At 39.4% G+C, this 11,434-nt stretch carries 11 protein-coding genes and 1 pseudogene; 3 read left to right on the forward strand and 9 right to left on the reverse strand.

Annotated features, from left to right (window positions below; translation table 11 throughout):
- Positions 1 to 35: 35 nt before the first annotated feature.
- From F6K23_RS29910 to F6K23_RS29925, 4 genes are all read right to left on the reverse strand, one after another.
- The gene (locus F6K23_RS29910; RefSeq protein ID WP_367267861.1) at positions 36 to 635 is read right to left on the reverse strand and encodes an IS200/IS605 family accessory protein TnpB-related protein; all 600 of its coding nucleotides are present in this window, start codon (positions 633 to 635) and stop codon (positions 36 to 38) included.
- Positions 636 to 658: 23 nt separating this feature from the next.
- Positions 659 to 1,330 carry a hypothetical protein gene (locus F6K23_RS29915; protein ID WP_293162626.1) on the reverse strand — a complete coding sequence of 224 codons (672 nt, stop codon included), beginning with the start codon at positions 1,328 to 1,330 and terminating at the stop codon, positions 659 to 661.
- Positions 1,331 to 2,341: 1,011 nt separating this feature from the next.
- Positions 2,342 to 3,355, reverse strand: coding sequence for an adenylate/guanylate cyclase domain-containing protein (locus F6K23_RS29920; RefSeq protein WP_293162629.1), 1,014 nt, complete (start codon positions 3,353 to 3,355; stop codon positions 2,342 to 2,344).
- Positions 3,356 to 3,507: 152 nt separating this feature from the next.
- Positions 3,508 to 4,203, reverse strand: coding sequence for a DUF3120 domain-containing protein (locus tag F6K23_RS29925; protein ID WP_293162661.1), 696 nt, complete (start codon positions 4,201 to 4,203; stop codon positions 3,508 to 3,510).
- A gap of 273 nt (positions 4,204 to 4,476) precedes the next feature.
- Here F6K23_RS29925 and F6K23_RS29930 point away from each other — a divergent pair, with 273 nt between their 5' ends.
- Positions 4,477 to 5,424, forward strand: coding sequence for an undecaprenyl-diphosphate phosphatase (locus tag F6K23_RS29930; protein ID WP_375340801.1), 948 nt, complete (start codon positions 4,477 to 4,479; stop codon positions 5,422 to 5,424).
- Between the two features lie 120 nt (positions 5,425 to 5,544).
- On the opposite strand, the gene F6K23_RS29935 is transcribed toward F6K23_RS29930, so the two are convergent.
- The gene (locus tag F6K23_RS29935) at positions 5,545 to 6,030 is read right to left on the reverse strand and encodes an allophycocyanin subunit alpha-B (RefSeq protein WP_293162634.1); all 486 of its coding nucleotides are present in this window, start codon (positions 6,028 to 6,030) and stop codon (positions 5,545 to 5,547) included.
- A gap of 296 nt (positions 6,031 to 6,326) precedes the next feature.
- Between F6K23_RS29935 and F6K23_RS42995 the strand changes: the two genes are divergently transcribed.
- Together F6K23_RS42995 and F6K23_RS43000 are read left to right on the forward strand one after the other, a co-directional pair.
- Entirely contained in the window at positions 6,327 to 6,533 is a 207-nt protein-coding gene (locus F6K23_RS42995; protein ID WP_375340802.1) for a helix-turn-helix domain-containing protein, read from the forward strand.
- A pseudogene (locus tag F6K23_RS43000) lies at positions 6,490 to 7,005 on the forward strand (RNA-guided endonuclease InsQ/TnpB family protein); the annotation flags it as partial. The gene F6K23_RS42995 and the pseudogene F6K23_RS43000, both read left to right, overlap by 44 nt.
- Positions 7,006 to 7,633: 628 nt before the next feature.
- On the opposite strand, the gene F6K23_RS42250 reads toward F6K23_RS43000, so the two are convergent.
- The 4 genes from F6K23_RS42250 to F6K23_RS29955 form a co-directional block, all read right to left on the reverse strand.
- Positions 7,634 to 8,389 (reverse strand): RNA-guided endonuclease InsQ/TnpB family protein, encoded by a 756-nt coding sequence (locus tag F6K23_RS42250; RefSeq protein WP_367267862.1) that lies wholly within the window; start codon positions 8,387 to 8,389, stop codon positions 7,634 to 7,636.
- The gene (locus F6K23_RS42255) at positions 8,373 to 8,864 is read right to left on the reverse strand and encodes a helix-turn-helix domain-containing protein (protein ID WP_366558096.1); all 492 of its coding nucleotides are present in this window, start codon (positions 8,862 to 8,864) and stop codon (positions 8,373 to 8,375) included. Before F6K23_RS42255 ends, F6K23_RS42250 begins: the two co-directional genes overlap by 17 nt.
- A 132-nt stretch (positions 8,865 to 8,996) precedes the next feature.
- Positions 8,997 to 9,500 (reverse strand): hypothetical protein, encoded by a 504-nt coding sequence (locus tag F6K23_RS29950; RefSeq protein WP_293162637.1) that lies wholly within the window; start codon positions 9,498 to 9,500, stop codon positions 8,997 to 8,999.
- 1,010 nt (positions 9,501 to 10,510) lie between these two features.
- Positions 10,511 to 10,726: a hypothetical protein gene (locus F6K23_RS29955; RefSeq protein ID WP_293162640.1), complete on the reverse strand. Its 216-nt coding sequence runs from the start codon at positions 10,724 to 10,726 to the stop codon at positions 10,511 to 10,513.
- Positions 10,727 to 11,434 lie beyond the last annotated feature (708 nt).

The raw sequence follows: 11,434 nt of genomic DNA on the forward strand, positions 1-11,434 counted from the left end.
TTAAGCCATATCCACTATAGTTCATAAAAATATAGTCAAATATGACATATCCTTATTTTGCAGGTGTTACCCTGACTGGGTGAACTACAACACCACGCCAGTTGCTTCAAGTCGGGGAACCCGCAAGGGCGCACTGGCTTCTCTATCCCATAGTCAAAGACATTTGGGACTGCTTTTCTCATGATGTTTAGAGAAGCATTAACATCAGCATTAATTAATCCAATGCTTGCGCTGCAATACAAACCTCTCTTTACTCTTTTTCCTGAAAAGGTTACATGATTTTTCTCTCCTTCAGTGTACACTGGAATCAAATCATTATCTATAAAACTTGCTTTTGAGGTATAAGATTCTTCTGTAATAATTACATCTATCCCTACCATCTTGGCTTTATAAGATAACATTTCTATTAACTTGTTATAGGGAACAGATACAAAACATGAAATATTTCTTTTCCCTAGATTTATCTTCTGCTTCCACTCTTCATTGTACCCAATTATCAAAGTTCCTATTTTCTGATTAATCAGGGTATTAATAATCAAACGAGATGCAATACGCAAGATAATCGTTGATTTTAAATTCTCTTTTATTAGAAAGCTTTTTGAGTCTCTTACTTGATTGATTTTTCCGGAGTTCAGATTGTAGGAAGCTTTTTACCTTATTATAGTATTGATTTATAGATTTTAACGGTCTGCCATTGATCAAGAGCGGTTTCATTCCGGCGCTTATTAAAGGTTAATGTAGCTAAGTTGTTTAATCCTATATCAATACTGGCGCAACGATTTTTCTCTAGCTCGTATTGTTTTTCGCATTTTTCATAAATCACCTCTATTACATAATGATTAAGTTTAGGGACGAGACGAACTTGTTTAATTTGTGAAGCAGACACTAAAGTTTTTAGATAAATCCCAGTTTTACTCAGATTAATAATTCCTTGTTTTAATTGCCTCTTGCTGATGGCTTGTGTTGTATAAACTGCAATATTTCTTCCTGTTATTTTATTTTTATATCCAGGAAGACGAGGACGAGATTTAAACTTTGATGGGTTTTGTTTATAAACTTCGTTTGCTGCTAAAAAGCTTTTCCAGTTTTTCTCTAAAATCATCAAGATTTGTTGAGATACTTTAGCTGGCATTGCTTGATAGTCTGATTGAGTAGAGAGTGTTTTTTGCAGGTCATAATAGGATAGATTTGTATTTTCAAATATCCAAGACTGACGAACTAAATAATTAGCATAGTTATAGATATTTTTAGACAAAAAACACAGTCGGTCAATTTCAGGATAAAACCGATGATTTTTCTGAATAATATGTTTCTCAACTAATCTCATCAATCCAGGAGTTAAAATTATATTAGGATTCGAGCAGTTCGGAATTTTGATGACTATTTAGTCTGGAACTCTCAGCCAATTATTATACTATAATACAGATGGCCTTTGATTTATTAAATTTTGTCAAATATTTAGTAGCTCTTTTGTACAAATTAACTAAGATATTTGACATAATTTGACTATATATGACTATATTTATGTATAACTTTTATTATACTTTATCAGGTTCTACGGCTTAAACTAACCTTTTTTTGACACTCCCGCTGTTAAATCAAAGATTATAACGGGGAATTCTTGCGAGTGCTGACGCAACGCTCCGCGACATTAAACGCGTAGCGAAACACAGATTCTCGGACGAGGTAACAAATCAAACAAGTTGAGTGGTACTCCCGTTACTACCATCTCCACAAACTTTCTTGCTCCGTCTTTACGCATCAGAAACCGTTGACTCGCAGGCGGTGCGCTTTTCTTTGACAGTGTGCCCTACGGTTATTAACCCTCTATTTTCAATGACTTTTGCAGCAGCTACATCACGATTCTTATAGAAGGTTGAGTTTACCATACAGCTACTTTTGCTTTTTCTCTCAGTTATCTTATCATGCTGTGTTGAAGTTAATTCCAAGCCTTTTGATGTTAACGATCAGCTGATATGTCCCATCTTCAACAATTAATAATTAATAATTAATAATTAATAATTACCTCTTCTTGAAAAGAAGAGGATTGACAAAGAGATGAAAACTTTTCTTCACAGGAGTCGATTGGATATGGCTCCGAGACCTCGCCATCCCACCCTTCGGGAAGCTGCGAAGATCGACCGCTTATTATCCCCTTAAAAGGGGAGACGCATACCCACAAATTTTCGGAAAGAAGTCTCATGGGATATTAAACTACAAAGTTTTTTCTTGAGTTTATACACTTAGCACATCTACAATCTAAGCTTTTGCTTGACAGATAATAACTATATGAATTGAAAAACGGATAATTATACCTGTAAAAAGTAATAGTTGATTTGATCTAAAACAAATTTTGATTTTTTGCAGAGAGCAATTTTGTGCCCAAAAAACTGTTGAGATTATTAAAAGTACCACCATAAGTAATCGTTGGACTATCATAGCCTTTCAGATTTACTTGATACTGCTTAAATATTTGATGAACATTTTCTAGATCGCAAATATACTGATAAGTACCTTCTCCCAAAGCAATATCCATACCAATTTCTTTAGTAGATGATTCTAGACGAAATGCTGCATTTACAGTATCTCCCAAAGCAGTATAGTCCGAACGTTCACTACTACCAGCATTACTCACCATTGCATAACCTGTATTTATTCCTGCTCCTACTCTTAAAGGAAAGGGTAAAGGGTAGATTTTACTTAGTTCTCTTGTAACTTCATATAAATCTTTAAGAGCTAGAAAAATACGAATCATTTCTGCACTATTAACTCCGTCAGCTCCATGAAACCAAACTGCCATAATCGCATCACCAATATATTTATCCACCCAACTTCCATATTTCCTGATAATATCCCCTGCTTGCCGAAACCAACTACCAATAACTTCAGACAATACTCTCTCGTCCACTTTTCTAGTCAGCACTGTAAAATCTCGGATATCCATTACCATCACCGATATTAGGCGACGAACATGCAAGGTAGATGTAAAATCTTGAGAATCAGCATCTATACCCGACTCTACTTCCATTGCCAGGTCTGGACAATTAAATTCTAGTTCTGTTTGACCAAATAGTAAGTGATCGGAATCCTTTAAAATCACAGGAATACTAACACGACGACTATTTACAAAAGAGCCATTACGACTGCCTAAGTCAATCAGATAAAAATCTCCTTTGTCCATCTGTTGTATCATCGCATGGTTGCGGGATATCCATTTATCAGTCAGGACAAAAGTGTTATCTCTACCTCTACCAATAGTCCAACAATTATTTCCCACTAGAGGTAGGTAGCGATCGCCTGCTTCGGTACGAAGGAGCATATGAGGAGGTTGCAAAGTCACGACAGTGGCACTCATGGTAACACAAGCTCTAAACTTGTGTGAATTCTCTTTTGGTCAGCACTAATATATCACTAATAAACTGATTGTCCCTAAAATAGCATAGGTTTCTACAGGATTATTACCAATCTCTTCTTCTACTGCACCCCCTCTGACTATATTACTTAGTATTAGGCTAAACAAGCAGCTAATAGAAATAGACTGTCCACTAAAATTGTACTTAATACTGCTGCTCCAAAGGTCCAAAAGTATAACTTGCTTGATTGCAAAGGTAAAAGACCAAAAAGCAATAGAATTCCCACCAAAACAAATATCCAAATTATTCCCCAGGAAGTACGTACTTGAGTTAAAGCATCTTGGAATACTTCTAAGGCCATATCTGGTTCAACTATCATTAATCGTCGCCAATAAGGAATAAGGCCAGTTATGTAGAAGTATCCGTCTGTAACTGCTGTACCTAGTAGAGAACCAAGGTAAAAACAGTTACCTATCATTTCTCTTTTGTGCGCCAAACACCATAAAGCAAAAGGTACACATATCGCCTCAACTGGTAAATGGAGCAGTGGTTCCTGTCGTAGCCAACCCCAGTATATTGAGCCTGTGAACCAACTCCAAGTAAATCCCAATAATAGATCGCCCCATAGATGGGTATCTCTATCTTTAAGTAGTTTTAAACTTAGCCATAACCAGAAACCTGTCATAGCTAAACTTAACCAAGGTAGTTGGCGTACCATTGGAGCTTGAAAAAATACCGGCACTGATACTAGAAATACGGCAGTACAAAACACAGCCCATTTTTGGCTGATTCTAATTTTTTTTGAAAAAAATAAAAATAAATTTGTCCCAAATTTTTCTGGGTAAAGCATTGTGACTCTAGCAAACAAAGTATTATTCAACAAGATATTTTTAATATTTTTTACTTAAGTTTATCTAATTTAACATATCACATTTATTATCCCCTCCAGGGGCATCTTTGATAATAGCAGGTATTTTATCCCCTCCTAGGGGATTTTTTAGGAAGAGTTAATAATAAACAAAAACCCTATGAAATAAAGAGTTTTCACTCCTCAAAACTCAAAAAAGTGGTGATATTTCTGATGCTATAATCGAGATAATAGTTCTACTTAAAACCCTACTTAATGAAATTCTTATTTGCTGTTATTGTCAGCGCCCTAATTTTTATATCTTTAGACAAAGTAGGCCAATCATTACCTTTGGACCCAGTTTCCACCTCTGAGCAGCTATCACAAATGAATATTTTTCAAGCAGTCATTCTAGGAATGGTGCAAGGATTAACAGAATTTTTACCTATTAGTAGTACGGCTCACCTCAAGATTGTTCCTGTTGCCCTGGGTTGGGGAGATCCTGGTGTAGCTTTTACCGCTGTGATTCAATTGGGCAGTATTTTTTCAGTTGTTTGGTATTTTTGGCAGGATTTGACAAAGATCGTGATTGGTGCATATAAATCTATAGTGACATCCGATTACCAGTCTCCAGATTTCCGAATGGCAGTTGGAATAGCACTGGGAAGCATACCAATAATATTTTTTGGGTTACTAATCAAAATATTTATTCCAGATTTTGATAACTCGGCCTTGCGCAGTACAGTGGCGATCGCTATTGCTTCAATAGTTATGGCTTTATTATTAGGAATAGCAGAGAAAATTGGCAGTCGAAAACGTAATTTTGAACAACTAGATATTAAAGATGGCATACTCATGGGATTAGCTCAAGCATTGGCATTAGTCCCTGGAGTATCTCGCTCTGGCTCAACTATTACAGGTGGCCTATTTATGGGGTTAGAAAGGGCTACAGCAGCAAAATTTTCTTTTTTATTGGGTCTTCCAGCGATTACTTTAGCAGGTTTAGTTGAACTTAAGACTCTATTAGATGAGGGTTTTGGAGGTGTGGGTTTAGTACCTACTATTGCTGGAATTATATCTGCAATAATTTTTTCTTACATAGCAATTGCTTGGTTGATTAAATACTTACAAACTCAAGATACATGGATATTTGTTTGGTATAGATTAGCTTTTGGAGTATTAATTTTAGTGGCGATCGCTGGTGGTGTAATGCAAAATAATTGAATAAATCTAAGTTGGGATTATTTTGACTTTTGTTGAAGTTTTAATCAGTCAAAACTCTAAAAATTGAACCCATCCAAGAATTCCTTAGATGGGTAGTCATGCTACAGAAAACAAAAAAACTTAGGACATGGCCTGAATGATATAATCAAAGTAAGGAGCAGCTTCCTGAACATCTTCATCATCAAGTAAAGCAAGAGAAGCTTCCTTCAAACAACGGATTGACTCTACCATTCCAGGAACTGGTACACCCAATGAGTTGTACATTTCCCGAACACCAATCAAACCAATACTTTCAATTGGGTCTTTATCACCAGCTAGTACCCCATAAGTAATCAAACGCAAGTACCAACCATAATCCCGGAGGCACAAGGCACGCTCCCGTTGACCAAAAGCATTACCACCAGGGGCAATAAAATCTGGACGCCTGCGCCACAACTCTTGACTAGCTTTGTCTACAATTCTTTTCTCATTTTCAGAAAGCACGCTAGCAATACGCACGCGCTGCTCGCCTGTTTTTAAAAAATTATTTATGGCTTGAAGTTCCCCACTACTGGGATAACGTAATTCATCGTCTGCTTTGAGAATAACTTGGCTAACTACACTCATAATTATCAAAAAATTTCAGAATTATATTTCATTTTAGCTATTTACGACCTTTCTCAGTCATCAAATTTGAGGGATTTAACTTTTGAGGAGTTCGGGGAGCTATAAGTCCCGCGCTGTACCTGTGCATGTCAGCGTCGGGATACATGGACTCCCCGCGTCGATTGAGGGGTTCGATGCCCCGAAAATCGACACACTATCTATCGGTTCGTACTGAGATGCAAATCTGTTAGAATGTAGCTATGTTGAACTTGACCTACAGCTACCGAATCTATCCAAGTCTTGACCAAGAGGCACAAATGCTGGACTGGTTGGAACAATGCCGTCGCGTCTATAACTACGCATTGGCAGAGCGCAAAGACTGGATCAACTCGCGTAAATGTCCAGTCAATGCTTGCAGTATCACCTCCGAATACATTATCCCTGCCGACAGGCCCGATCCCGACTACTACAAACAACAGTCGCGGGATGTTGGCAAAGCATTGCTTGGATGCTGCTTGGGGTAGTTTCTTGGAAATCCTCAAATGGGTGTGCTGGAAGCGTGGAGTCTACTTCGCTAAGGTTGCTCCCAATGGGACAAGTCAGACCTGTCCTCACTGTGGAGCGGATACCGCAAAGAAAGAACTCAGTGAACGAGTGCATCATTGCGAGGAATGCGGATATGTGACGGACCGAGATGTTGCTGCTGCTCAAGTAGTCATGCAGCGAGGTCTTGTACTTGTAGCCGATGGACAGTCGGTGATACTGCCTGTGGAGGAAGGTTGCTTGGGAACCCCGATGAAGCAGGAAAAACCAACCGCAAGGAAGGTTCATCATACAACCATTATCAAATGGATTAAAGATGCAGGTATAACATTAATTAACCGCAATGTAGGGACGTTGCATGCAATGTCCCTACCAGGTTGGGTAAAGGTTGTTTATTACATTTATTTAATGAGACATGATATAAGTGATGCTTATTCTGTGTACCGTTCTTAGAAACCTATAATTATCTATATAAATCTATGATTTTCTATAGATAGCCTGTTCTATTCCTGCTTCGCTCCTGGCAACGTCGGCGTTATCCAGTCCACAGGCTGTCACGGGCGGTTCGCCCTAGCGTTGCGGAGCAAACTGCCCGCCATAGCTAAATTTAATGCTGCATTTCCTAGGTTATGCTACGCAAACAAGTCTCGGTCGCAGCTAAAATTGCAGTGTTCGCAATTGAACACGCGCTCTGATAAAAACAGAGACTCGCGATTCAGTTCCACACCTACTGCAGGTATTAGAACTAGGAAACCATCTATCCACAACAATCAGCTCAACAACCTAATAACTCACACTTGTACTCGCGCCTGTCTGCGAAACTCGTAAAACCCCATGTCAGCAACAGCCTTAGCTACGTTGCATGCAACGTAGCTGTGATTTGCCATCATTCTTGATACATTAAGGTCTTCACCCACCCCTCTTGCTCCCCTCCCGGGAGGGGATGGGGGTGGGTTGTGGTTTTTGGCTAAGTAAGTAGGCGCGTTTATGCAATGTATCTTTCCTAATTTGACATCCTCCCCGGCCTAAAAGGCGCGGGGATTCCTACCGAACCGTAGCTCCTCGGCGGGTTGACGTTTTGCTAGCGCAAAGCTCCGCTAACACAGACTGCTGCTAACTTGACGCTAGTCTTATGCTTGCCTCCACGTCCGTTTAATGTCTCGGATTGCCCACCCGCGACTAATATATTTATGGCTGCATTTATATCGCGATCATGTTTAGCACCACAGTTGAGACACTCCCATTCTCTCACTGAAAGGTCTAGTTTCCCACCTTTAAAACCACAACTAGAACAGCTTTGAGATGTTGCTTCCCAACGACTAATTACTCGAAACTCACGACCATATTTTTCTGCTTTTCCTTCTAGTAAAGTTCGGAATTGTCTCCAACCTAAATCAGAAATAGCTCTGGATAATTTACGGTTCTTGACCATTCCGGAAACGTTTCCTTCGGAATGCTCCGCAAACAGATCCTCTAAAACAATTGTTTGGTTTTCACGAATTATTTTAATTGATAATTTATGCAGAAAATCGGTCCGCGTATCTTTCAGTTTGGCATGTTTGCGTAGCATTCCGTAGGAAAACTTAGCTATTCTCAACCGAGCTTTTTCATACCTTTTAGAACCTTGAGTTTTATTAGATAATGACTTACTTAACTTCCTGTATTTCTTAATTCGTTTCTTTAGTGGTTTAGGAGCATCAATTTTTGTACCATCGCTCAATGTAGCAAAAGTTTTAATCCCCAAATCTATTCCTACTGAACTATCAGTTTGAGGTAAAGTTTCGGGTTGTATTTCTACTACAAAACTTAAGAAATATCTATTAGCTGAATCTTTGATAACTGTTACTGATGATGGAGCAGCAGGTAGCTCTCACAGGCGAAACTATCTTTAACTTCCCAATTTTAGCTAAGTAAACTTTATGCTGACCAACTTTAAAACCACCCTTTCTAAATCTAGCAGTCTGTCTTGACTTTCTAGTTTTGAATCGCGGAGGTTTAACAGCTCTACCTTTCCTCTTACCTTTGGTTGAAGTAAAGAAATTTTGATAAGCCTGGTTTAAATCATTCAAGGATTGCTGCAATGGTATATTAGAAACTTCCGATAACCATTCTCTATCTTCAGTCTTTTTAGCAGATGTAATAAACTGTTTTTGCAGTTCTGAATTTGTCGGTTTCTTGGCTCCTATTTTGTACTGTTCTTTACAGAAAGCTAGACTATCATTCCAAACCACACGCACACAACCAAATAGCTTGGCTAATTGGTGTTTTTGTCCCGGTGTTGGATAGATACGATACTTAAATCTAGATTTCATAATCTGACGCAATAAACTAACAATATTATAACCTATTTATAGAGAAAAAATCAACTAAAAAGTCGCCCTATAAGGGCGAGGCTTGAGACCCAATTTTCTGGTCAGCTACCTTTGTGTGTAGTCTCGCTATTTTTAGCTGTGCTTTTTTCCAGTTAGAGCGAAAACTTGACTTGATGTCGATTCAAGTATTGCAACAAGCGAAAGTTTAGCTTCTAACTTTTTATAAGATTTAGCTCCTGGAAATACTTCACCAGTGGATAATGTAGCTAGTGATTTCACGCCCAAATCTACACCAACTACATCTACTGATTTCTCAGTAATTTGAGTTTCTTCCTCTCTAGAATTGAAACTGATAAACCATCTATCAGCTTTCTTGCTAATAGTTACAGACTTAGGAGTGACATTATCTGGCAAGATTTCAAATGTTTTCACCCATCCAATTCGAGGTAACTTTATACGATTAAAACCTACTGATATGGAACCATCCAAAGTGTTTGCGTAGCATTCCGCAGGAAAACCATCATCCCTACCTTTGTTCTTGAATTTAGGTTGACCAGATACTTTGCTGAATCTTCGTTTGCAAGCGTCTGATAAATACCTCAAAGCATCCATACGGAGCGCACTTAGAAACTTCATAGTACCAATAGTTTAATGGTTTAACCATTGCTACTAAAAGTTTATACAGGTCGATTGCCGTCGGAAATTTAAGTTTACTATCAGGATTGTTGGAATTGTGAGTAAGGATATTTTTAGTTAACCACAAGCCCCAATTGTTACAGTCGATGGGGATATCGCTATCCCTCACCTCTGCTTCACGCGCCGTGCTTGAGAGTTTCCAACTCACACGGCTCCTCAATATATAGGTAGTATGTTTTCTTTCTAGTTTCTTTACTAACCATCCGTTCTTCCCAATAATATCGGGTTTGAGACTTTTGATGGGAGGTGCATTTAGGTTGTTAACCATCGACTTCTTATTTATAGTGGGCACGGCTTCCACTTCACAACCTCGCTACACATCCAAGTTTTGTCACCCCTTGAGGCATGATTTTCTTTACTCCAACCTATACATTGTCCTCACGTCAGCCTATCCTGAACATTACTCCAGGCTTGCTTCTTGAAGAATCCTCCACCCTAATCAGCATTGGCGCGCGCTTTCCCTACTCTTGTGTTTCTGTACTCAAGGTCGAATTTTTGTACATCGGCTTTTTTTTATAGTGGCTACGAATACCACTTATGAGAGCTGATCAGGGGTTACTTCGTTCCCTGATATCATTTCATGTTGACCGTAGGTCTTCTAGTATAGGCCGACCTCTAATTAGATACGAGACCAACGCTTACTAATTAGTCCCAATTTGACGAGGCGTACCATTTTGGTCTAGGGGTAACAATGCCTTTCCCCTATTCCGTCTCACGACCCATTTTACTAGATTCTCTGTACGATAGCCATAGTCAACTACCCTAGCAGAAGATCGAGTACAGCATTACCCTTATTCCGCTTTTAGCCCATGCACTGAGAGACAGACTTGCACTTTGTCTGAATCCTGGGACTATGGAGTCATACGGTATCCGCGTAGGAAGGAATTTAACCTCCATGAATATCAGAGTTACCCTGGGTTCGAGGGCTGGCTGAACGTAGCCACTAAAGACTACTTAGGCCAAACGAGTCGCACGTTACAGTCGATGGGGATATCGCTATCCCTCACCTCTGCTTCACGCGCCGTGCTTGAGAGTTTCCAACTCACACGGCTCCTCAATATATAGGTAGTATGTTTTCTTTCTAGTTTCTTTACTAACCATCCGTTCTTCCCAATAATATCGGGTTTGAGACTTTTGATGGGAGGTGCATTTAGGTTGTTAACCATCGACTTCTTATTTATAGTGGGCACGGCTTCCACTTCACAACCTCGCTACACATCCAAGTTTTGTCACCCCTTGAGGCATGATTTTCTTTACTCCAACCTATACATTGTCCTCACGTCAGCCTATCCTGAACATTACTCCAGGCTTGCTTCTTGAAGAATCCTCCACCCTAATCAGCATTGGCGCGCGCTTTCCCTACTCTTGTGTTTCTGTACTCAAGGTCGAATTTTTGTACATCGGCTTTTTTTTATAGTGGCTACGAATACCACTTATGAGAGCTGATCAGGGGTTACTTCGTTCCCTGATATCATTTCATGTTGACCGTAGGTCTTCTAGTATAGGCCGACCTCTAATTAGATACGAGACCAACGCTTACTAATTAGTCCCAATTTGACGAGGCGTACCATTTTGGTCTAGGGGTAACAATGCCTTTCCCCTATTCCGTCTCACGACCCATTTTACTAGATTCTCTGTACGATAGCCATAGTCAACTACCCTAGCAGAAGATCGAGTACAGCATTACCCTTATTCCGCTTTTAGCCCATGCACTGAGAGACAGACTTGCACTTTGTCTGAATCCTGGGACTATGGAGTCATACGGTATCCGCGTAGGAAGGAATTTAACCTCCATGAATATCAGAGTTACCCTGGGTTCGAGGGCTGGCTGAACGTAGCCACTAAAGACTACTTAGGCCAAACGAGTCGCACGT

Source organism: Okeania sp. SIO2C9, assembly GCF_010672455.1.
Classification (GTDB): Bacteria; Cyanobacteriota; Cyanobacteriia; order Cyanobacteriales; family Microcoleaceae; genus Okeania.